Source organism: Maribacter arcticus (genome assembly GCF_900167935.1).
Classification (GTDB): Bacteria; Bacteroidota; Bacteroidia; order Flavobacteriales; family Flavobacteriaceae; genus Maribacter; species Maribacter arcticus.
The window spans coordinates 54,247-79,386 of the sequence record NZ_FUYL01000002.1 but is presented as its reverse complement, the minus strand read 5'-3'; the positions used below and the strand labels follow the sequence as shown (position 1 = coordinate 79,386).

Here is a 25,140-nt window from a genome sequence, read left to right as displayed (position 1 = left end):
GAGTGCTACTTCTTAAGATTTCTCTGTAGAAAGTTGATAAAATTACCATTCATTATTTTTTCAATATCAGCTTGAGCGTATCCTCTATTTTTCAACAAACCTACTATTTTTTGCAGGTCGGCAATAGTGTCAACATCTGCCGGCCCTTGTTCTTTACCAAAACCACCATCTAAATCAGAACCGATGCCAACATGGTCGGCGTTGCCTGCCAATTGGCATATATGGTCAATATTATCAAGTATTTGCTGTAAACTTACTTTAGCAGATTCTGGTGTCGAAACTCCTCTTTCCCAGGTTGGGGTCATCATCCAAGCATCTAAAACGACACCAACTACACCTTTTCGAGCGATAATTTCTTTTAGCTGCTCATCAGTAAATTGCCTATGATGGTCAACCAATGCTCTACAATTATTATGACTTGCCCAAAGAGGTCCGTCATAATTCACCATAGTTTCCCAAAAGCTAAGGTCACATAAATGGGTAACATCTAAAATAATTCCTAATCGTTGAATTTCCTTTAGTAGTTCTCTTCCTTTTGTGCCTATACCACCAACAGAATTTGTGCCGTGAGCGTATGTGCCGGGTCCATAATGTGCTGGCCCAATAGCACGAAGGCCAAGGTCGTAAGATTTTTGTAGGTACGAGATATCGACTATAGAATCGGCGCCTTCTAGACTTAGTACATAACCAATTGGCTTTTTTTCTTCATCAGACTTCCAAAGTTCTAGGTGTGCATATAGTTGAGTTCTGTTGGTAATCTGTACCATTTCACCTAAATCTTCCATGCTCTTGTACCAAGCAAGTTGACCTTGGGTTTGTGCCCAAGCCTGTTGTGGTGACTTCCATCCCGGTAGGGTATTGTCCTTATGCACATATCGTGCAATTTGGGTAGCCATGCATAGTCCAACATTACCTTTTCGCATAGCATCTAAAGTAACAGTATTGTTGCCACGGCCTGGTTTATCGGTTAAACCTTGTTCACTTTTTCTTATTTCTTCTATAGACCAAGTAAGGTCTCGATTCCATTCCATAGCATTCATGGAAAGGTCTAAATGGGCATCAAATATGAACATGACTAAATAGTTAATTTATGGGTTCTGGCAGTTACTTTCCAATGGTCGATAATAGCTCCATCTTTTACAACCGTTAAGGTGTCATACTTTGCGACGGTTGGGCAAATATGTTTTGGTATTGCATAATGAACATCACCAACCTCTGGTATCGTCAAATCATCATATTCTACTACTAAATGCTCTTCTGACTGACTAATTTGGTTACTGTGCTCAAGGTCTAAAAATTCAATTCGTGGAAAAGGCATTTCTGGCGCTATTGATTTGTGACCTAAATCGAAACAAAGAATACCTGTGGTAGGTTTACTTACTATTCTAGTAATTAAAATGGCAGCAGGTAAAAAATTCATTTCAGGAAATTGGGCACCATAACCTATATCCCATAATAAGGTTGTGCCTGGACTCGATTCTACATTTTTGCGTTTGCAGTGAAATGGAAAAGTCGGAGACCCACCAGCAACAATTTTTGGGCTAGGGATGTCTTGATCTTCAATAGATTTTTTTAATAATTCGACCTCTTCAAAAGCAGTATTGCATTCTGCCTCTCTTATTTTTGAGTTGGTATTTCTTAAATGACCATCATAAACATGTAGGCCTTCTGCTACTAAATGGGGATGGTTATATAATTGTATATACAGCTCTAAGGCTTTTTTATCTGGAGCAATACCAGTTCTATTCATGCCGTTGTTAATATCAACCCAAAGATGAATTTTGATATCATTGACCTCTGCTAATTCTCCTAAAATAGAAAGCATTGTCTCGTTATCGACTATAGTAGAGAATTTTGAATTCGGGTATTTTTTTGTCAATTCAATATACCGTTGAGCATTTGGACCTATAGGTTGCATTGCCAACAAAATATCTGGAGCATTACAATTACCAAGTAATTCTGCTTCAGCGATGGTAGCGCATTTGAATTTCTTAATTCCGCGTGCCATCTGCATATTTATGATATTCGCGTTCTTATATGTTTTCACATGTGGACGCAGACGATTTACATCGCCAATCATAGAAATCATTAATTCAATATTATGTTGAATTCTATCTGGATAGACCAACAAAGAGGGAGATATAACTTCCTCATGATTTTTTAAAGAATACCAACTTTCGTTTTGCATATTTGCTTAGTGATGTAGTTCGAAATGAGCTTCTATTTCAACAGGGATGCCACCTGGTAGAATCATACCAACTGCACTCCGCACACCTACACCATTTTCTGCACCAAAAATATCGGCCATCAATTCACTAAAACCATTTATGACAAGTGGTTGCTGACCAAAATCTGGGGTAGAGTTCACCATGCCCAAAGTTTTTACAATTCGCTTGATTTTATCGATATCGCCGAAATGAGTTTGTATAGTAGATAGCATAGTCAAGGCAACTTGCCTTGCGGCTATTTTAGCCTCTTCCATGGTCATATCATGACCTGCACGACCAATAATCAATGAGCCATCATTCTGCATAGGACCTTGACCGGAAATGTATAAAAAGTGGTCAACAACTAAAATAGGTTTGTAAAGGCCTGCAGGAGGTGGTGCTGGTGGTAAAATCAGTCCTAACTCCTTAATTCTTTCAGAAGGTTTCTTTTGCATATTTTTTAATTTTAAATAAAAACATTAATTATCAAAACACCTAATAAGCCCATTACACCAACGGTAGTTTCCATAACGGTCCAACTTTTTAGGGTGTCTTTAACTGAAAGGTTGAAATATTCTTTGAATAACCAAAATCCGCTGTCATTTACATGAGATAACATTAAGCTACCGGATCCTATGGCTAAAACCATTAATTCTGGACTTACTCCCGTTCCTTGGGTAAGGGGTAAAACAATTCCTGCAGCGGTTAAACCTGCAACAGTGGCAGAACCAACGCAAACTCGAATAACAGTTGCAATTAACCAAGCTAATATTAAAGGAGAAATAGATGATTCTTGTAGCATGGCACCGATGTACTCACTTACGCCACTATCGATAAGAACTTGTTTTAATGCGCCAGAACCGGCAATGATTAATAAAACCATGGTAATACCTGTAATGGCACTACCTACAGAATCCATAACCTCTTTCATTTTTTTACCACGACCTAAGCCTAGCGTGTAAATTGCTACCAAGACAGAAATTAACATAGCAATCGCCGGATTTCCTATAAAAATTAAAGTCTTCTTTAGGAAGAATGAATCTGGTAATGCAAACTCGGCTAAAGCAGCAATGGCAATTAGAATTACAGGTAGAAGTGCACTTATGATGCTGTTGGCCATACTAGGCATTTCTTCTTCCTTTAAAATAACAGGATTTATAAATTCTTTAAGTGGCGTTGCATTTATGCCTTTAAGTGTTCTGGAGAGAAGGGGTCCTGCAACAATAATCGCCGGTATTGCTACAACTATTCCGTACAATAATGTTTTGCCGATATCGGCATTAAAGGTTGCTGCAATTGCCGTTGGCGCAGGGTGTGGTGGTAAATATCCATGCGTTACAGAAAGGGATGCCAACATAGGTAAGCCAACATATAAAAGAGGTAGTCCGGTTGCGGCTGCAATAGTAAATACTAATGGCACTAAGATTACGAATCCAACAGAATAAAACATAGGAATACCTACGATGAAACCTGTAAGTACAACGGCCCATTGAATATTCTTCTTCCCAAATTTATCGACCAATTTGGTAGTGATACGTTGTGCCGCACCACTATCGGCGACGAGTTTACCTAACATGGCTCCTAGACCCAGTATTATCACTAGAAACCCAAGTATACTGCCAATTCCTTTTTGAATAGAGTCTACCACTGATAAAGGTTCCATTCCTTCTGCGATACCAACGAATAGCGATACAATTATGAAAGTAATAAAGGCATTGAGTTTAAACTTAGCGATGAGAATAAATAGGAGTAAGATTCCTAAAATAACAATGAATAAAGGCATAGGTTGGTTTTATATGATACGTTTAAAACCTAAATATACCATAAAAAATAGGCTCAACGTATTTTATCTAAACACGTTGAGCCTATTCCATATAAATACCAAATTAATCGGTTATTTCTGGTGAGATAATTTTATAAAGGAGTCCTGCTAAAATGGCGCCAACAATCGGTGCTAACCAAAACAACCAAAGTTGATCTATTGCCCAATCGCCTACAAATAGCGCTTGACTAGTACTTCTTGCAGGGTTTACAGAAGTATTTGTAACCGGTATACTTATAAATGTATTAGCGTTAAACAAAGGCCTATTGCCAAGCCTGCGAAACCTCTTGGTGCCTTTGTGTAGGTTGATCCTAAAATAACGAATAGGAAAATGAAAGTCATAGCAACCTCAATAATTAAAGCTGATGTCATACTGAATCCGCCTGGGGAGTGTTCGGCATATCCGTTTGCGGCAAAACCACCAAGGGCAAAATCTGGTTTACCAGATGCAATAAGGAAAAGTATACCGGCCCCTGCAATACCACCAATCACTTGTGCAATAATATATGGTAACACATCTTTGCCGTCAAAACGACCACCTACCCAAAGGCCTATAGAGACTGCGGGATTTAAGTGACAACCATAGATATGGCCAATGGCATAAGCCATTGTAATTACAGTTAAACCGAAGGCAAGGGAAACCCCAACAAAGCCAATTCCTAATTCAGGAAATCCAGCGGCAAGTACGGCACTACCGCAGCCACCTAGCACCAACCAAAGGGTGCCAATAAATTCTGCTATTAATTTTTTCATTTTAAAAAGGTTATTTTGTTTCTATTTATTTAGAAACGGAATAACCAAAAAAGTCACAATTATTTTAGATAATGTTTAAAAAACATATAGATTTCATTAATTTATCACTAATAAATTGTATGAATTTATAGAGAATCACCATTTATCGATAATAAAATCTAAAATGATAGAATACTTACTGTAGAGGCTAAACTTTGAAAATAGTAATGTTTAGTACCTATAACTTTTCTAAGTAATCTTCTAATTTTTGTGGCCCTTCTAAAAGAATACGAACAACACGAAGTGTACCATCGTCGGTGGTATTTATCTGCCATTTAATCAAAGAAATATTGCCTTTTTCTATTTCAATACCTGTAATACTTCTTGGGTGCACACAACTACCATCGTTGAAAAGAGGAATATCGCCTGGTTCGGGAAAACGGGGCCTATGGGTATGGCCAACCACCGTTACTTTTAAGCTATTTTTAAGAATCCATTTTTTTATACGACGTTCAACTTTTATGAGTTCAGTATAGTTTTTTGCCGGTGAAGTTGGGTCAGCAATACCCCAAACCTGTAATGGTTTCCAGAGTACCCTCACTAAAAATCTACCCCAACGCCAAAAGGTATAATTCCACCAATCTGCTTGGTGGCCGTGGGTTAGAAAAACTTCTTGCTGAGTGTCTGAATGTTTTAAAATTAGGGCTTCATGGTATTTTATGCCTTCAAAAAGTGATTTGTCTTTGTCTTCTATGGGTTCAAAATAACTTGACAAGTGTTTCTTTACGTAGTCTTCATCTTTATAGACCATATCATGGTTTCCCCAAATCATATGTAGTCTATGTTCTAAATGAAATTGCTTTAAAAGTTTATAAATATTTTTATGGGCTTCAAATATGGATGCAAAATTAATATTCTCCCAAAGTTCATCACCATCACCAAGCTCGCAATATTGAAATCCTTCTGAAAAGTAAAATTTTAGCGCGTGAAAATAGATGTTTCTATTATTGGCGAATTCATCGGCAAAACTGTTGTCACCTCTGTGACAATCACTAAAAAGTATAAATTTAGAGTTGTTGTCAAACGGAATAATCTTGGCATTTTCATAAGCTCTATTTAGTCTACTATCCGATGACATGGGCTATTTTTCGTTAAATATCCGAAAATCCAGTTAACCATAGGGGGTGAGTCCCACAAAAAAAATTGTATTGTTTTGTAACTTTACATCGAATTAGTAGACTAAATAATTCATGAATCAGCACGAGAGAAAGATAATGCCGGTAAAGCACCTCATTAGTTTTGAAGAACTTCTGAAGAAGTACGATGAACATTTAGAAGGTGATGATCCATTTTTAGCCGCTACTGCCGAGAGAATATTAAATGCTCAAATCGATTATCCAGAACTACGTGACGGATTTTCAGATTTTACATTATTAGAAAAATATAAAGAAGTAATTGATCGTATTTTACAAGATACATTTACCGAAGCCTTAAGTACTAATGAAATAAAGGTGGCTACGTTACCTTATCAAGATACTATCATAAAATCTTCGAAACGCTTTCAGAAAATTATTAGTGAAGCGGGTAAGGAGTATGAGCCAGAATTGCGAAGTCTTGGCGACGATATGGATTATATTATGAGCTGTGTGGTCATATTAAATTTCTATTATGGTTTTCACTTAGACTTTAGTCGTCCATACTTTTATGATATACCAGATGCTAATGGAGTAATGCGTCACTATCGCGTTTTATATAATGCTGATTTTATAAAGATAATTCCTACCGAAAAATCTAAAAAGATAACACAAGAAAATATCAATGAATTGTTAGAAAATCCAAATGATGTTAAACTTTGGATGGATAAAATTCCACCTGAAAGTTTTATATCTAAAGGGTTTGTAATTGCGAACTTGTTCGATGTTACTATGGAACAGGCAATTTCTGACATAAAGTCAAAATTGATTTCTAAGGACCATTTAGCTCCAGATAATTTTACGGAAGAACTTCAAGAGACTTTTAAGTCGTTCTTTAAGTTGCCAAATATTAGAGTGGGGTTCGCAACGTTCAACGCTAGAAAAGATCAGTTCGAAGCAGTTGCAGGCATGGGGTTTGAAAGTTATCTTTTAAACGGAGAGGTAATAGTAGGTTGTAAGAGTGCGCTTTGTGAAGAGTCTTATAGAAAATTAATTAAGGAAAATTCATATTTTGCGATTACCGATGTTAATCGCATGGCCGATTTAGCTGGTGGTATGGAACCTTATGAAGGGTTGAAAAGGCAAGGAGTTCAAAGTGCAATTTTCGCACCTATTGCCTATGAAAATAAACTCTTAGGGATTTTGGAAATAGTTTCTGAGAAAAAGGGGGTTCTTAATGGAGTAAATGCTCAAAAGCTTGATGATGTTTTGCCATATATTGTATCGGCATTAGTACGAAATAGTAATGAAGAGAATAATAGAATAGACGCTATAATTCAAAATGAATGTACTTCTGTACACTCATCTGTTTATTGGAAATTTCAAGAGGAAGCCAAACGATTTATGAACGACCAGCTAGAAGGTAAATCACCTACTTTTAGGGAAATTGTTTTTAAGGATGTATACCCATTATTTGGACAAATTGATATTAAAGACTCCTCTAAGGCTAGAAATTTGGCTATTCAAAGAGATTTGATGATTCAACTTTCTGAAATTAATGACATATTGGTAATTGCATTGAAAAAATGGAATTTACCTATCTATGAAGAATTAATTTTTAGAGTGAACAATCATCTTGAAAGTATTAAGGAAATGCTGTACACAAATAGTGAGCAATCCATTTTCGACTTTGTTAAAGATGAGATTTTTCCAATTTTTGAGCACCTTAAAAAGTCAGATGTCGTTTTAGAAAAACATATTTTGACCTATGAGGCTAAAATTGATATAGGTACTGATTCCTATTACGATCATAGAAAGAATTACGACGAAAGTGTTACGTTAATTAATAAAAAGTTGTCTTCAGTAATTGATAAAAGGCAAGAAAGTGCCCAAGCTATGTTTCCTCATTATTATGAGCGCTACAAAACCGATGGAGTAGAGCATAATATGTATATAGGTGCTTCTATTTCAGAAAATACAGACTACAATAATTTATATCTAAACAATCTTAGATTGTGGCAATTGCAGGTGATGTGTGAAATGGAGAATGTGCATTACGCATTAAAACCAAAATTACCTGTACCACTAGATGCCACATCATTGATTTTGGTTTATAATACATCATTATCTATCCGTTTTAGAATGGATGAAAAACAATTTGATGTTGATGGCACATATAATGCCCGTTACGAGGTTATTAAAAAGCGAATTGATAAGTCTTTTATAAAAGGGACTAATCAACGTCTTACTCAAAAAGGATTGCTTTCAATAGTTTATTCTCAGAAAAAAGATGAGTTAGAATATTTAAGATACATCAAATTCTTAAGGTCAAAAGGCTGTTTCACCGATAAGATTGAAATTGTAGAATTAGAAGGATTACAAGGCGTTTCTGGTTTAAAAGCGATACGTGCCGAAATTCTATATAAAAGAGATCAAGAACCTGAAAAGACATATACTTATGAGGATTTGATGGAGGCTTTAAAAGAATAACACCTGACTTAATAACTCTAATTTACGATCTGGGCCATAGAATTTAAAGGATATTGCAAATGCAATTACCGATAATATCATACCAATCATGAAGATAGTATAAGTCCATCGTAAGAGTGTATATTTTCTGTTCAATACAACACCGAGAAAATAAAGGTCTTTGGTCAAAGAATTATAAATGTAGTCTTTATCCTTTAGCATTTCTTGTATTGCCGACTCATATTCTCCTAACTTCATTTTATGAAAATTACCAAAGAACAATAAGTTGACATTTTTGTTCTCAACATCTTCTTTGGTAAATTCACCACTGGTTACATTGGGCCTAGTTGCCAAAACAGCAAGAATCATTGAAACAACAGCAAATAATACGAATATTACCGTAGGGTAAATTAAATAGTCATTTGAAGGATTATCTAATTTAGGAATAAGATTAGATAGTGCCAATGAGATTATAATTGCATTTACAGACAATAAAATGTTTGCCTTTGTATCTGCTATATCACTTAGTGCTATGTGATTTTTTAAAGTTACACGATATAGTGTCTGTATACCTCGATCCGGACTTTCGCTTTTAAATTTGGCTTTCAGCCTTTCTTTTTTGGCTATCTTTTTTTCAGACTTTTTATCCTTGATTAATTTTCTTAAGTTTTTATCCTTCTTTTCAAGCCAATACTTTTTTGCGTAATCTGTGTAGTACTGATGATCGGTTCTAAAAACTTGTATATTTACCTGTAACCATTCTTTTTGGCTGTAATTTTTAACACCTAAAAGCTTTAGTTCTTCTCGTAATAATTCTGTGGTTTCGATATAACTGGTTTGTGCAAAATGAGAAGAATCGGCATCTCTAATTATTTCTTCCATTAAATTAGTCGGCTTGGTATTCCATTTTGTGGCCCTAATGCATTCTTTAATTTTTTCGATTCCTTTAGGGTCATAACTTTCTTTTGTTAAAAACTCTTCAGCTATTTCACAACTACTCTCTTCATGGTCTTTATTTCCTTTGGTATAACCCGTGTCATGAAACCAAGCAACAAGTTCTAATAACTCTCTTTCTTGATCTGATAGAGAACATGATTCCGATAATTCTTTAGTACTTTTAACTACTCGTTGAGTATGTCTTAAGTTGTGGTATAAAAAGTTTTTATCCAATTGATTGGTAAGTAATTCGACCACAAACTGTTGTGTCTTATCTAATATATATGACATAGAAATTATTGGTTAGGATTACCCAAATTACGAAAATTTAAAGCGGGTTACATTGCTATGAAAAAATATTATGCATATCTATTGATTTTATTGTTTGCTACTGGTTGTGCTACTTATGGTACAAAGTATTTAGATGAAAAATATGCCGTAGATGTTAAAGAGTTAAAAGAGATTTCACATACCTTTTATTTAATAGGGGATGCCGGCTTATCCCCAATGGACGGTATGAACCCAGCGCTTAAAATTTTCAAGAATAAATTAGATGTTGCAGATAAAAATAGTACTGCTATTTTTCTAGGTGATAATATCTATCCGGCAGGTTTGCCGGATCCAAAGGATTCAACAGTGGCCTATTTGACCGCTAAAAATCATTTAGATGCACAGTTAAAAACACTCGACAATTTTAAAGGAAGACCACTTTTTATTCCAGGTAATCACGATTGGTATACAGAAGGTTTGATAGGGTTGGAGCGAGAGGAAGATTATATCAAAAATTTATTAAAGGAAAAAAATCCTTTTCTACCAGAAAATGGATGTCCTCTCGATGTGGTAGAAATAGGAGATGATGTGGCAATTATAACCATAGATACAGAGTGGTATTTGACCAATTGGGATAAGCTGGCGGACATAAATGACAAATGCGATATTAAAAGCAGGGAAAAGTTTTTATTAGAACTTGAAGATGCCATAAAAGGTTACCGAGATAGAACCACTGTAATTGCTATGCACCATCCAACAATTAGTTATGGCGAACATGGTGGGCAATATTCATTAAAAAAGCAATTCTATCCTAAATCCTTACCCTTTCCAATTCCTGTTTTGGGTACGTTCATTAATGTATTAAGAAATACATCTGGTGCATCAATCGAAGATTTGAATAATAAACGGTATAGAGAACTAATGAAGAGGGTAACTACGTTGGCCCAATTTTCTGACCGAGTGATATTTGCATCGGGTCACGAGCATACATTACAGTACATAGTTGAAAATAATACGCCCCAAATTGTTAGTGGTTCTGGAGCAAAAGAAGGTACAACTAAGCTATTGAACGGATCACGATTTAATACAGGTAAAATGGGATACGCTACTTTAGAAGTGTATACTGATGGCTCTTCTAGAGTTCGGTTTTATGGTGTAGGTGAAGATGAAAAGGAAGAATTTTTATTTACCAATGTAGTATTACCTCCAACTCAAATTGATTATGCAGGTGATTTTACTACAAATTTTACCGATTCGGTAAAAGCATCGGTCTACACTAAAAAAGAAATTGATAAAAGTGGTTTTTTTAAAGGAGTTTGGGGCGAACGTTATCGTAAATATTATGGCGCTGAGGTGAAGGTGCCAACCGTAAATCTTGATACGTTAAAGGGAGGCTTAGTGCCTGTGAAAAAAGGAGGTGGGCACCAATCTAAATCATTGCGGCTTCGGCATAAAGACGGCAAAGAATATGTAATGAGGGCTTTGAAAAAAAGTGCTGAGCTTTATTTGCAGTCTATGGCATTTCAAGATCAATATGTACTTGAGGATTTAAAAGAAACCTATACCCAAGAAATATTACAAGATTTTTATACCGGGTCACATCCGTACGGTCCTTTTACCATAGGTATTCTCTCAGATGCAGTGGGTATTTACCATACAAATCCTGTTTTGTATTATGTGCCTAAACAACCTGCATTAAAAGAATTTAATGAGTCATTTGGTGATGAATTATATATGATAGAAGAACATACGGGAGACGGTCATGGTAATTTGGCTAGTTTCGGTTATGCAAATGAATTAAAAAGTACCGATGGTATGCTTGAAGATTTGCGTGATGATGAAAAGTATGAAGTCGATAAAGATTTATATCTAAGGTCTAGGCTATTTGATATGGTCTTGGGAGATTGGGATAGGCACGTAGACCAATGGCGATGGGCAGAATTTAAAGATAAGGAAACGGGAAAAATAGTTTATAGACCAATACCTAGAGATCGTGACCAAGTATATTCTAAAATGGGAGACGGAGCTTTAATGAACATTGCTACACGTATTATACCTGGTTTAAGACTTATGGAAGGTTTTAAAGAAGATATTAGAAGCGTAAAAGGTTTCAATTCTTCACCAATGACTTATGTTTTAGATTTGACATTACTAGGGGAGACTGAAAAAAGTCAATGGTTGGCTCAAGCAAAGTATTTGCAAGAAAATTTGACTGCTAGTGCCATTGACAAGGCATTTAAAGCCTTTCCTAAAGAGGTTCACGATGAAACCGTCGTAGAGATAAAGAATATTTTGTTAGCACGTTTAAGTCATATTCAAGAAACTGCTGAAGAATATTATAAAATATTGAATAAGTATGCTATTGTCGCAGGTACCGATAAGGACGATTGGTTTGAAATAAACAGACTTAATGACAAAGAAGTTGAAGTAAAAGTCTTTAGAAACATTAATGATAAGAAAGACAATCTATTCTTTTATAAAGTTTTTACAAAGGAGGATACGAAAGAAATATGGGTATTTGGTTTGGATGATGATGACATCTTTGAAGTTAATAATCCATCAAATTTCAATGGGGTGAAAGTTAGAATTATAGGTGGACATAATAATGATATCTACAGAGTTGAAAATGGTAAGAATATTACGCTGTATGATTACAAAAGCAAAAAAAATACATTTGAAAAAAGGGGAGGGGCAAAAGTTAAATTGTCTGATGATTATCAGCTAAACACCTATCAGCCGCTTAAACTTAGAAATAGTTTTAATCAAATTATCCCAACTTTTGGCTTCAATCCTGATGATGGCATGCGAATTGGTTTTTTGAATACATATACCTATAACGGTTTTAGACAGAATCCATTTACCCAACAGCATACTTTTGGTGCATCTTATTATTTTGCTACCAGTGGTTTTGATTTTAAATACCAAGGTGAGTTTGCACATTTGTTTGAGAATTGGAACGGAGAATTAACCGCTCTATTTACTAGTCCTAATTTTGCCGTCAACTTTTTTGGATATGGTAATAACACGATAAATTTAGATGATGACCTAGAACTTGATTACAATCGAGTAAAACTTAGGCAAATGGAATTTTCGCCTTCTTTGGTTTGGAGAGGAGAGTTAGGGGCAAAAGTAAAGTTAGGTCTATCATATCAAGATATTAGTGTTGAAGAAACAGACGATAGATTTATAAATACATTTTACCAACAAAATGGGGAAGAGACCAATAGCGATTTTATCGGTGCTCATGCAGGATATTCATATGAAAATAGAGATAATGAAGCTTTCCCTACCTTAGGTATGGCAACCTCTTTACAAGTAGGTTTTAAAGACAATATTTCGACAAATGGAGGTAATTATGGATACATTATTCCTTCAATAAGTTTTGATTATAAATTGATTCCTAGCGGACGATTAGTGTTCGCTACCAAATGGAAAGCCCATTTTAATATGGGTAATGGTTATGAGTTTTACCAAGCAGCTAGTATTGGTGGCTTAGATGGTTTACGAGGTTTTAGAAATCAACGATTTACGGGTAAAACATCATACTATCAAAATACGGATATCAGATTTAGCCTAAATAAAAAGCGGACGAGATTACTACCAATGGCCTTGGGTCTATTTGGAGGGTTTGATTATGGTAGAGTTTGGTATCCAGGGTTGAGTTCTGAAAGATGGCATACGTCATATGGCGGCGGATTCTTTTTGAATGCCTCTGATATTATATCTATCAATACAGCCCTATTTGCAAGTGAAGATGGCCCTAGATTTACCTTTGGGTTAGGTTTCGGTTTTTAAAAGCGAAAATTACTTTAAAGAATAGGAGTAGAGATTGCCACCAGTACCATGTGAGCGTTCATCGGAAATAAGTAGTGTGTTGTCATTTAGAAAACATACAGATTCTAACTGCGTTCTGGCGCCTAAATCAATTTCCTGAAGCTTGCCTTTAGAGAAATCATTCCACGTAAAATCAGTAAACACAAAAAGTTTACCATAACTAAGAGCTACTATTTTATCTCCATTGGGAGAAAGATCAATTGAGGTAATTTGACATGTTTTCCAATCTGTACAAGGTGTAAATGACCCAACTAAATTAGCTTCATATTTGCCAGCAGTATCTGGAACAGAATAAATATGAGCCTCTCCTTTAAATGGTTTAGACCTATTTTTTGTAACTATATAAAGGGAATTTCCATGATGGAATAGTGCTTCAGCATCGAATAAAAGTCCGTCTTCATTAGGCGGAAATTCTGTTTGATCAGGATAGTTAAATTCAATATGTTCAGCATCTACTTTGTCACCAGGTTCAATAGTTGGGTTTGGAATTTTATAAATGACTAAGTTTTTTCGAGAATTATCATTGTTGCCTATATCGGCAATGTAGAGGTTACCTGCCTGGTCCATCGCCATATCTTCCCAATCATCATTATCCCCATTTTTAACTTTAAGGCTTTTCACAATATCGCCTTTAAAGTTAACTTGGTAAATTTCATCTTTGTTCCCGTTGTCTTCAAGTGCCCAAATAGTAGAATCGTTATAGGAGGCCATACCAGAAATTTCTTCTAAACTTGATGGTAAGTCAGTAACTACCTTTAATTGTCCATAATTAGTGCAAGAAGTAAAAATGATAGGTAAACAGTAGAAAAAAATTTTTAACATGGAGGGCTTATCTCAATTTTGAGTTAATCATTGATTTTTATGTGGTTAAGGAAATTTTTTAAGCTACCTATTTTATTTTTTCTGCCATTTTAATTTTTGAATTCAAAAGGGCACCTATTTTTCTACCTTGTCCAACTCCTACTTCTACAGCAGCTCTATAATGAATACCTCCATACATTCTACTTATCGCGGCTTCATCTGCTGCTTTATTAAAGGAAGTATATTTTCTAATTGGGAGTCCGTATGGCGTTTCAGTATCATCAGAAAAGCTGAAATCTTCTCCGAAAATACTCGTTAAAGCAGTAGCTGCAGCTCCCGAAACTACACTATGCCCACTGGTATATTCAGGAAATGGTGGAGTTTGTAAAATTGGTTTCCAATTTTCGTCTATATGTTGGTTGATCAGAGTTTCTGGTCTAATTAAATTACTTCGATACTTTTCATCCCAACAACTTATAAAGGCATCTGCTATGGCTAAAGAAGTTTTGGTGTAAGCAAATACAGTGTCATCAAAATTAAGATTTGTTTGTTTACAGGCTATTTTAGTAATACCAATCCAATGTGCGCCAGGGGTAATTTTTTTGGTAGCAAACATTAAATGGCCCCGTGTAACCGATACATACGGATTACAATCCCAAAATTTTGCTATCGCAACTTCTTCAGACTCGTCTCCGTTCTCGGTTATCTTGTTACTTATATCATATACCTCTATCAGCTCTTTATAAAAATCTGAATCTTTTTCCATTGAGAAAGGTGGTGGTGGTATTGGCTTGAATTGTGATGCTGAATCTAATACAAATGGGCGTATTTTGCTCCAATGTGGTTCAATACCATCCATATATGCAGGTGGTGTAGGTTGCCATCTAGAAGCTTCATCGGTGTTTACCGTAAACTTTGGCATGGTACGAGTTTGGCTATAATTATCCTTACTCATCCATCCTTTTATATGTTCTGCCACTTTTAATCCATAAGCTTTAGAAGCTTCGAATTCAGTTTCATTTTTAGTTTTCCATACATTGAATAAACTGTCTTGCAAAACATCGAATTTATCTTCTGAGAAAATTAACTGTCGACTGATGTTCATGTGTGCAATTAAAGCGGCTAGCTGCGGATTGACCCCTTGAACAGTATCTAATTTTGGTACAGGTTTTAAGTCTGTAATTTGACCTGATAATGATTGATAATCAGGGTTCACCTGTGCTATTATTTCATACGCAGCAATATTCGGGTAAGCGAATATTCTACTAGCCACAGGAGGGGAGAAAATATCATGAATCATGATTTCCACAATTTTGTCAATTGAATTGTGTAATACCTCTGAGGAAATAACAATAGGTTCCTCCTTTTTTTCTTTCGTACAAGAGATTAGAAAGGCAATAAATAGAAAGCCAAAAAATTTGTTCAAAAATGCTTTGGGCTTTGTAATAAGATTTTTCATGTGACTTCTGGTAAAGGAACAAAACTAAATAAATTTGAGACTATTATGTGTTCATCAAGCCTTTAAGATTAGTATTAATACAATATTTTGATGATATTTCACTTATTCTTGCTTTTTTCATGAATAATTTTAAGATAAATCTAACATTTGATTGTTGTAATCTTAAAATATCCAATATATTTATCGACTATATATTTTTTCAATTTTCAGATAATGATAGGGATACTCTCTTTTTTAGGATTTACAATTTTGGTGGCGGTGATATCGTATTTAGCAACACGTAAAACGGATGAAAAATCTTCTGACGGATATTTTTTAGGAGGGCGGAGTCTCACTGCAGGTGTTATTGCCGGATCCCTGTTGTTGACCAACTTGTCTACAGAGCAGATTGTTGGACTAAATGGTAGTGCCTATACAGATGGGTTGTCTGTAATGGCATGGGAAACATTGGCCGCTATAGCGATTGTTGTAGCTGCAATATTTTTACTTCCAAGATATTTAAAAGGTGGTTTGACGACTGTTCCACAATTCTTGGCGAAACGGTTTGATGTAGCGACCAAAACAATTACATCGGGCCTTTTTTTAACGGGATATGTAGTAGTATTGTTACCGGTTATTTTATACTCTGGCTCCGTCGCAATCAGTGGAATGTTCGATGTTCCCACATTGTTGGATGTATCGGATAAAACAGCTTTAATTATTTGTATTTGGGGAATTGGAATTATAGGTTCTATATATGCTGTTTTTGGAGGTTTAAAGGCAGTAGCAGTTTCAGATTCGATAAATGCTATTGGCTTGTTGATAGGAGGTTTGTTAATTCCAGTATTCGGCTTAATGGCTATTGGGGATGGTAGTGTTTTTGAAGGATTGGAGAATTTGATAAGTGCAAATCCAGAACGTTTTGATTCAACGGGCAATCCAGGACAGGAAGTGCCGTTTTCTACCATTTTTACTGGTATGATGTTGGTTCAGTTGTTCTATTGGGGAACCAATCAACAAATTATACAAAGGGCATTAGGGGCCAAGAATTTGGCAGAGGGCCAAAAGGGATTGTTATTGGCTTCATTTCTTAAAATATTGGGGCCATTAATTTTAGTGTTACCTGGTATGATAGCATATCATTATTTTGAAGGAGGATTGGATTCTAGTGATTTAGCGTATCCAGAATTGGTTCGTGCTGTTCTGCCTAAGCCTTTGGTCGGTTTTTTTGCAGCTGTACTTTTTGGTGCAATATTAAGTTCTTTTAATAGTGTTCTTAATAGTTCAGTAACACTTTTTGGAATAGATATATATAAGCAACATATTAATAAGGAAGCTTCTGAAACTACCGTTGTTAAATATGGTAAAATTTTTGGTATCTGTTTGGCTTTGGCAGCAATGTTTATTGCTCCATTAATAGCAAATGCAGGCAGTTTGTTTAATTACCTGCAAGAAATAAACGGAATTTATAGTATTCCGATCTTCACAATTATTGTAATTGGTTATCTAACTAAAAGGGTACCTGCAATTGCTGCGAAAATTGGAATCTTTTCAGGGTCAGTATTATATTGCGTTAGTCAATTTTGGTTAAAAGGTAGGTTTGTAAGCGATGCATTGGCCGAAGCAAAAAGTGCTGGAATTACGGATGCAAATAATCTTAAGTTGATTGAAGCAGAGGCTTACCCACATTACTTGCATATTATGGCAATTCTCTTTGTGACCAATATTGTAATCATGTTGGTTATTGGTGCTGTAAAGCCTCGTAAAGAGCCATTCGTTTTAGAATATACAAATCAAGTATCTATTACTCCTTACAAATATGTAAATCAAGCGGGAATAGGAATTTGCGCTATCGTAATAGGAATTTATATTTACTTTGCTAGGTAGTATTTACTTTATAATAGGTAAAAAAAAATAAGTAATATCACTCGTCGATTAGAGGTAAATAAACTTCGGTTTTCCAATTAAGTGAGTTACCACCCATGTCTGGGTTGTTGTAAAATATCTCAATTGGATTTGGTGCGACGTTTAGCCCATTTGTTTTGGCGTAGCGCAATAAAGCATACCATGCTCTATCTGAGGTGATATAATTGCCATTATAAATAGCTTTGATTCCTTTTGTAGTTTCAAGCTTTTTATACTGTATTTCGGTCGTGGTAGGTAAATTTTGTTGAGGTAAAATAGGATAACCGAAATTATAGGAAATACTATCTTTAGAACGATTCCATTCGGTAACCTCCAACATGGGTGGTCCATTTAATTCAACTCCATTTTTAAGTAGAATTTCGCCTATAAAGCTCGAGTTTTCCATCATTCCTCTTGCTTTTTCGACTTGTGTTTTCTTAATAGGTATGAAAGCGAGAAATTTTTCAGGAATCTCTTCGATGCCAATTATCGTAATCTTAAAATTATCAACATGGTCTTTGAGAACTGTCATAAAATTAAAAACTCTTTTTTCAGAACCATTAGAGAAATCTGTTTTTAAAAATGGAACCAGAAGTTTATTTTTAAGACTATTGATTAGGTTTTGGTCTGATACACCAACTGTAACTTGTGAAGAGGTGTCTGTTAATGATTTGATTTGCCAGTTATAAATATGCGTAGAGTCTGTTATATGGATAGTCTGTTGTACATAATTATCAACTTTACCAAGTTCTACTGAATTATCCAAACCATTATTCCATAATTTTAAGGATTGAATAATCGTTTCAGGAAACGTGTTTGATTTAAAATTAATGGTGTAATCTGCAGACTTTACAAAAAAGTACCAAACCAAGAAAATTACTACTAATATTGAAAAAATATAAATTCCTCTTTTGATCATATTATTTATAATGTGAAGTATGTGATATAATATTTACCATTAGTTTATTCTTTTTTATCTTCGGTAAGAATAGCACTAATTATCGTCTAATTTTATATACTTGAGCTGAACCATTGTTCATTGTCACCAATAAATATGGTATTTGTTTTAAATGAAAAATGCTAGTATGACGAACAGATTTGAACATGAAATTCAATCCTAGTTGATTTCCTAAGAGTATGTCATTAGATTTTTTAAGTAATGCCCCCGGAAAAGAATCAAATCTACCATGGTAAGGTTTTACACCAAAATAATTACCTGCAATTAGCACTTCATCGGTACCATTGTTATCAAAATCGTATTTTAAAAAGGTGGTTAGTGGAGCTGTTTGAAGTTCATAACCAAATGGAATAAATGATAATTTACCGTTATCATTTTTTAAGTAGCCAGATGCTAATTCAGAAATATTTAATATCTCGGCATTGTTTAGCTGTTCATTATCGAGAATTTCAGTAATTGATTTACCTGCAAATGAGCTGTATGAGGTGAACTTTTTACGAAGTGATACTATTTGGCTCGACAGTTCATTAAAACTTGCTAAGGGATAATAAGAGCCTTTTTTATATGTGCAAACAATAGTTTCAGTGTCCCCATTTTTATCAAAATCACCATAATACATTCTCATTGGATTGTCTTTAGAGGCAGTGTATTTTGAGTTCATGCCCCAATTACCCAGAAGGTAATCTTGATCACCGTCTCCATCTATATCAAAACTTTCAACGCTTTGCCATAGACCATTTAAATCATCTTCTTTAAATTGCTCTGTGTAAACAAAATTAGATTCTTCATTTCTATAAAATTTCGGGGCCATCCATTCACCGACAATGATTAAATCTTGCGAACCATCATTATTGAAATCTGTAGCGATAGCATCAGTTACCATGCCTAGCGATTCAAAGGGATTTTTAGAAGACAATGTAAACTTACCATTAGTATTAATAAGCAAATGTGAAGTAGCAGGTTTGCCAAAATCTGAGGAAACGGCCTGGTTGCCAATAAAAAGGTCCATATCATTATCTCCATCAACATCAATAGGTACTATTACTGATGCATTGTCGTAAAACTCTGGTAACGAATTAGTTTCGAAATCTGTTTTATTGAAACTGTAGTAACTATCTGTAAGTGGTTTTGAATTTCCATAAAAATCTGCACCACCGCTACCAATGACTAAATCAACAGCACCATCCTTATTAAAATCTGCAAGTATTGAAGTTACATCTTCCTTAATTGAATCTTTTGCCAAATTCGGGTATCTCACCCTAATATAAGAACTGTCTTGTTGAATAAAGGTTTCAGATGGAATAAACTTAGATCCACCGAAGAAAATATCTTCTTTTCCATCATTATTGATATCTGCAATACTTGTTGCCGGACCACGGTCAGACAATTGGTAAGGAATAAGTTTTTGACGATTGAAGTCTGTATAGCCATCCTCTTTATGGGTAAAATTTATGCCTAGATTGTCTTCTACACGTTCAAAAAATGGGTCTACTTTAGCATGCAGACTTTTATAATCATATGCTCTTGTTTCATTGGGTTCTATGACCAAGGTTTGATTTATACCAACGTTTTTTAAAACCTGATATGTAGCATTGGGCCAGATAATTTTCAATGAATCTATAGTATTCAAACTTCCATATCCAAAATGTATAATGGGCTCAGAGGAAGCTTGAAAACCCCTAACGGTGTATAATTCTTTGAATTGGGTTTTGCCGCCTGCAAAAGAAACTACTTTCGTTCCTAAACCAAAGTTGTTGCCCTTTGTATAATTCAATCTAACTTTTAAATAGTTCGATTTTAAATTGGTTAAATTTTCGTAAACTGTTGGCTTACTATTTAGGTTATTGGTTACAATATCTAAATCGCCATCATTATCTAAATCACCGTATGCAGTGGCACCCGAAACAAGAGTGTCATTAGGAATCCAGCTATTAGACTTATCCGTGAACAATAAGCTTTTGTTCCCTTGAAAAACTCTATTTCCTACATTGCCCGATGGCATCAGATTAAGTGCTTTTTGGTCTATTAGGTTTGTGTTGTTTATTTTTTTTTCAATATTTTCATTGGAAAGAAAATTGATATAATCTAAGTCATTGGGACGTTTAGGAATACCATTACTAATAAACAAATCTTGTTCGCCATCTTGGTCATAATCTCCAAAAAGCGCGCTCCAACTCCAATCGGTAGCAGAAACGCCACTTTGCAGAGCAGTTTCTATGAAAGTGCCGTCTGGTTGATTTAAAAACAGCATGTTTCTAGTGAATTGGTAGTGGTACCCGTAATCATTTATTCTTATTTTTTGAATTTGAATATTATCATCTCCTTCTGAAGCCTTTAGTACAGATTCGTCATCAGGTAGCATGTCTAACGAAATCAAATCTGGTCTACCATCGTGATTAATATCTGTAGCATCACTTCCCATTGAAAACCTGGAAGTGTGCCCGAAATAAGCTCTCAAACTTTCTGTAAATGTACCATCGCCATTATTCAAATAGTAGTAATCATCTTCATGAAAATCATTTCCAATGTAAAGGTCTGGAAATCCATCCGTATTAAAATCAGCAACAGAGACTCCTAATCCATAGCCATTAATACCTCCAAAAATACCCGCTTGCTCACTTACATCTACAAATTCGCCATTATCATTTCGAAGCAGTTTATCGCCCGATTCATAATTACGTTGATTTCTTAATTCCATTTTGCCATACGTTTCTTGAGTGTGAACAGCATGGTTTAAAAGGTACATATCTAGATCACCATCTAAATCATAATCTAAAAATGCGGCATTTGAGCTATAAGAATCGAAATCAAGTCCATATTGGGCAGCGCTTTCTATGAATTCGCCATTACCCTTATTAATGTAAAGTTCGTTATGGCCGTTAAATCCATTAAGGCCAACGACGGCACAAACATAAATATCTAAAAGTCCATCACCATTTACATCACCCATTACAGCACCTGTATTCCATGAACTATTTCCTGAAATTCCGGCTTTATCTGAAATATCCTCAAAAGTCATATTTCCTTTATTAAGATAAAGCTGATTCGCTGTTTGATTAGCGGAAAGAAAAATATCAGGTAGACTATCATTGTTGATATCACCTATGGCAACACCACCACCATTATAAAAATAGAGATAGTCCAGAATATTCAAATCATCAGATTCGGTAAGATTATTCTCAAAGTGGATTCCTGTATCTTTAGATGAAAGTTTCTTAAAAACCTCACCTTCATTTTTTGTGGAACAGCTTATTAGAAAGGAAAAGAAGAATAGTATTAGGATGCTATTTTTCATTTAATCGATAAATTTTCGGCTTCTCATTGTTAATGGCAGCGATTAAGAAAACACTGCCCATTTTGTCTTTGAACAATTCTAAATGTTTGACTTCTTCTTTTATGAAAATACCACTTTTATTATAGTTTTGCCAATCGAAGCCCATTTTACCATCACCTAACAAAACATTACCATAATTGGCATCTAATCTAGAAAATTGAGGTTTAAATTCGAAATTATTACCTGCCATAATTAAATCTAAATTTCCATCGTTGTTTACATCTGTACATTGAATACCACATATGCAAGAAAATTGTACGCGTGCCGGTAATTCTTGTATTGTAAATGTTCCATCTCCTTCATTTATGGCAATGACAGATTCAGCAATCGAAGCTTTTTTAACGATTGTATTTGCAATGATCTCTTTAGAGAATAGTTCGTCAATTGTTTTTTTAGCATATTCAGAAGCCTTAATGTTTTTTTTCTTTAATGCCAATATTTGGGTGGTAAGTTCTCTTTTTTGATGGATAGGGTAATCACCGCCATCATAATTTTGAGTTACGATTTGTTCAATAGTTCCATCATTGTCAAAGTCATTTACCCACATTTTCATGGGTTGATTTTTTTTAGGCTTGTAATGAAGATTGCTTCCAGAATTACCTAATACTAGGTCTAAATCACCATCATTGTCCAAATCTTTGGCATCTAGTGCTCCCCACCATCCGTCAAGACTATCTAAATTGGTAGAATACTTGCTAAGGCGTTTGCCAGAATTTTTAAAAATATTAGGTCTCCCCCAATCAGATACTGTTACTAAATCTTTTTTACCATCACCATCCATGTCCAGCCATTTCGCATCGGTAATCATACCCGCATTTTTAAGGTCGTATGCAGAACGTTCAGTTACATCGGCAAATGTATTGTCGCCATTGTTTAATAACAATAGATGATTGGGTTCAATACCATATGTGCCAACCACACTTCTTGATCCTACAAATAAATCTGTGTACCCATCATTATTAAAATCATAGGGAGCTATTACTGAAATATTTACATTAACTGTAGGCAATTTATCTTTTATTTTCTTGAATTTTCCCTTACCATTATTTATAAATATTCTAATGCCGTATGTGTTTTGCATACCTAATTCATTACCACCATTACCTACCACTAAATCGAGGTCGCCATCATTGTCCATGTCGAAAAAGGCTGCAGATGTATCTTCGTAATCTGAATCATTTTCGAAAATAGATGTATTTGGTATACCGAGATTGCCATCACCACTATGTAGATAAATAGCCGCGGTCTCGCCTTTGGCGCCGCCGACAAATATATCTTCATTACCATCGCCATTAACATCTCCTACAGCTAATGCAGGGCCTTCTTCATCTAAAGATTTATAGATAAGGCCTTCATTGTTAAAGTCATTGTAATCATTTTCATGATGGGTTAATAAAGTTTTATTGGAAATTTCATTTAGTAATTTAGAATTGGTTTTAAGATTATTCGCCTTATAAATACCAGTAGCATCAGTATAGTCTATAGTAATATCTGAATTGACTGCTACATTGGTTAGTTTTTGCGTTGTATCATCTGGCCAAATGATTCTTATAGAATCTATTTTAGTGGTACTACCAATACCAATAGTCATAGGATAGTCGACAGATGATTGAAAACCTCGTGAAGGAATCAAAGTTTGGTCTATTATTTGGTCTTTATAATATACTTTGGCGTTAGTACCAATTGCAAACTTATTTTGGTCTGGTCCGATAAATCTTAGCTTTATATAATTATGGTCTTTAAGTTTATCACTGTTATTTTTGTAAACAAAACTTTCCATGTTTACATTGTTGACCACTAAGTCTAAATCTCCGTCATTATCCAAATCACCATAAGAAGCTCCATTTGATTTACTGGGTAGTTCGAAGCCCCATTGCTTGTTGAAGTTACTAAAGGTGATATCGCCGTTATTGTGATAAGCATAATTTGGTAAAGGACTCATTGGCATTTTGCTTATTATAGAATCTATAGATTCCTTTTTACCTGTGAGTGCCATTTTTTGGATAATTTCATTTGCGAAAAAATCAACAAAATCAAGGTCGGTTAAATCATGATTGATACCGTTGGTAATATAGATATCTTTTAAGCCATCATTATCCATATCAAATAGTAACCCAGACCAGCTCCAATCAGTTGCCTCTACACCACTATAGTATGCAACCTCTGAAAATGAGCCATTACCATTGTTAAGTTGAAGTGTGTTTTGAATATACTGCTGGTGAAAATCTTTGCTTTGTTTTAGTTTGAAAATATTATACCCTTCAAATTCCATGACAGACTTAACACGTTGGTCTGGTTCTGGGAGCATATCGGTAATAAAAATATCAGATAAACCATCATTATTGATATCTGCAATGTCAATGCCCATAGCAGATAAACTTAAATGGTTTGTCCATTTTTTTATTTCTTCAGTAAACGTACCGTCTTGATTATTTATATATAGATAGTCTCTTTCGTAAAAATCATTCGAAACATATAAATCTGGGTAAAGGTCTTGATTGATATCTGCAACCATTACTCCTAAGCCGAAACCTATTAAGCTACCATATATTCCAGATTTTTCACTTACGTCTATAAATTTACCATCATCATTTCTCAATAACATATCACCGACGCCCTTAAAGATATCAGGTACACCTTCCCAATCTTGCGCTCTAACATTTCTTTGTTCTGCATATCCAAGGCTACTAACAGGAATGTTGCTATTGTTCAAAATATAAGCATCTAAATCTCCATCTTTATCATAGTCAAAAAATGTTGCATGTGTTGAAAAACCTGTTTTAGCTAGGTTGTATTCTTCCGCTTTTTCAGTAAAAGTTAAATCGCCATTGTTAATGTATAAATCGTTGTCATGGTTGTTACCTTCCATGTTGCCTGCATTACTAACATAAATATCCAATAAGCCATCGTTATTTATATCGACCATTACAACCCCTGTAGACCAAGGTTTGTTTCCTGTGGTGCCTGATTTTAAGGTTATGTCATCAAATTTAAAGTTCCCTTTGTTCAAATAAAGCTTATTCGGCACCATATTTCCGGTCAAGTAAATATCAGTTAGCCCATCATTGTTGATATCGCCTAAGGCAACACCACCACCATTATAGAAGTTTCGGTATTTAAAAATGTTGAACTTTTTCTGGTTTTCAATGTGATTAATAAAATCGATACCTGAGCTGTCAGAAGGGACTAATGTAAATAATGTATTTTCTTTTGAACTGCTAGGTACAATTTCAGATTTCTCTTTACAAGAGAAAATCAGCACTCCTAAACACAGCAAAATTGTAATATGAAATCTGTTCAT

14 protein-coding genes and 1 pseudogene are annotated in these 25,140 nt (G+C 34.9%); 3 read left to right on the top strand and 12 right to left on the bottom strand.

Translation table 11 applies throughout. The annotated features are described in order from the left end of the window. Positions 1-5 precede the first annotated feature (5 nt). The 6 genes and pseudogenes from B5X55_RS03140 to B5X55_RS03115 all read right to left on the bottom strand — a co-directional run bounded on the left by B5X55_RS03140 (position 6) and on the right by B5X55_RS03115 (position 5,899). Complete coding sequence (locus B5X55_RS03140; protein WP_079511154.1) at positions 6-1,073, bottom strand: dipeptidase; 1,068 nt, start codon at positions 1,071-1,073, stop codon at positions 6-8. 2 nt (positions 1,074-1,075) lie between these two features. Further along, the gene (locus B5X55_RS03135; protein WP_079511153.1) at positions 1,076-2,188 is read right to left on the bottom strand and encodes a D-TA family PLP-dependent enzyme; all 1,113 of its coding nucleotides are present in this window, start codon (positions 2,186-2,188) and stop codon (positions 1,076-1,078) included. Positions 2,189-2,194: 6 nt separating this feature from the next. Next, positions 2,195-2,662, bottom strand: coding sequence for a RidA family protein (locus tag B5X55_RS03130; RefSeq protein WP_079511152.1), 468 nt, complete (start codon positions 2,660-2,662; stop codon positions 2,195-2,197). Between the two features lie 11 nt (positions 2,663-2,673). Further along, entirely contained in the window at positions 2,674-3,990 is a 1,317-nt protein-coding gene (locus tag B5X55_RS03125; protein WP_079511151.1) for a gluconate:H+ symporter, read from the bottom strand. A 103-nt stretch (positions 3,991-4,093) separates the two neighbouring features. After that, positions 4,094-4,782 (bottom strand): annotated as a pseudogene (aqpZ, locus tag B5X55_RS03120) (aquaporin Z). A gap of 217 nt (positions 4,783-4,999) precedes the next feature. Continuing rightward, positions 5,000-5,899: a metallophosphoesterase family protein gene (locus tag B5X55_RS03115; RefSeq protein ID WP_079511150.1), complete on the bottom strand. Its 900-nt coding sequence runs from the start codon at positions 5,897-5,899 to the stop codon at positions 5,000-5,002. 112 nt (positions 5,900-6,011) lie between these two features. On the opposite strand from B5X55_RS03115, the gene B5X55_RS03110 reads away from it, so the two are divergent. After that, on the top strand, positions 6,012-8,384 hold the full coding sequence (locus tag B5X55_RS03110; protein WP_079511149.1) for a GAF domain-containing protein: 2,373 nt from the start codon (positions 6,012-6,014) through the stop codon (positions 8,382-8,384). Here B5X55_RS03110 and B5X55_RS03105 read toward each other — a convergent pair. Beyond that, positions 8,373-9,590 carry a Pycsar system effector family protein gene (locus tag B5X55_RS03105; protein ID WP_079511148.1) on the bottom strand — a complete coding sequence of 406 codons (1,218 nt, stop codon included), beginning with the start codon at positions 9,588-9,590 and terminating at the stop codon, positions 8,373-8,375. The two genes, B5X55_RS03110 and B5X55_RS03105, sit on opposite strands and share 12 nt — an antisense overlap. Positions 9,591-9,647: 57 nt before the next feature. Here B5X55_RS03105 and B5X55_RS03100 point away from each other — a divergent pair, with 57 nt between their 5' ends. Continuing rightward, a complete protein-coding gene (locus B5X55_RS03100) occupies positions 9,648-13,364 on the top strand; it encodes a metallophosphoesterase (protein ID WP_079511147.1) in 3,717 nt (1,238 codons plus the stop codon). Between the two features lie 9 nt (positions 13,365-13,373). Here the strand turns inward: B5X55_RS03100 and B5X55_RS03095 are convergent, their stop codons facing one another. Continuing rightward, entirely contained in the window at positions 13,374-14,225 is an 852-nt protein-coding gene (locus B5X55_RS03095) for a YjiK family protein (protein ID WP_079511146.1), read from the bottom strand. 67 nt (positions 14,226-14,292) lie between these two features. Beyond that, positions 14,293-15,663, bottom strand: coding sequence for a vanadium-dependent haloperoxidase (locus B5X55_RS03090; RefSeq protein ID WP_079511145.1), 1,371 nt, complete (start codon positions 15,661-15,663; stop codon positions 14,293-14,295). Positions 15,664-15,876: 213 nt separating this feature from the next. On the opposite strand from B5X55_RS03090, the gene B5X55_RS03085 reads away from it, so the two are divergent. Further along, positions 15,877-17,529: a solute:sodium symporter family transporter gene (locus B5X55_RS03085; RefSeq protein WP_079511144.1), complete on the top strand. Its 1,653-nt coding sequence runs from the start codon at positions 15,877-15,879 to the stop codon at positions 17,527-17,529. 37 nt (positions 17,530-17,566) lie between these two features. Here the strand turns inward: B5X55_RS03085 and B5X55_RS03080 are convergent, their stop codons facing one another. The 3 genes from B5X55_RS03080 to B5X55_RS03070 form a co-directional block, all read right to left on the bottom strand. Beyond that, the gene (locus tag B5X55_RS03080) at positions 17,567-18,466 is read right to left on the bottom strand and encodes a GyrI-like domain-containing protein (RefSeq protein ID WP_079511143.1); all 900 of its coding nucleotides are present in this window, start codon (positions 18,464-18,466) and stop codon (positions 17,567-17,569) included. A gap of 79 nt (positions 18,467-18,545) precedes the next feature. Continuing rightward, a complete protein-coding gene (locus B5X55_RS03075) occupies positions 18,546-21,800 on the bottom strand; it encodes a VCBS repeat-containing protein (RefSeq protein WP_079511142.1) in 3,255 nt (1,084 codons plus the stop codon). Then, the gene (locus tag B5X55_RS03070; RefSeq protein WP_079511584.1) at positions 21,790-25,140 is read right to left on the bottom strand and encodes a VCBS repeat-containing protein; all 3,351 of its coding nucleotides are present in this window, start codon (positions 25,138-25,140) and stop codon (positions 21,790-21,792) included. Before B5X55_RS03070 ends, B5X55_RS03075 begins: the two co-directional genes overlap by 11 nt.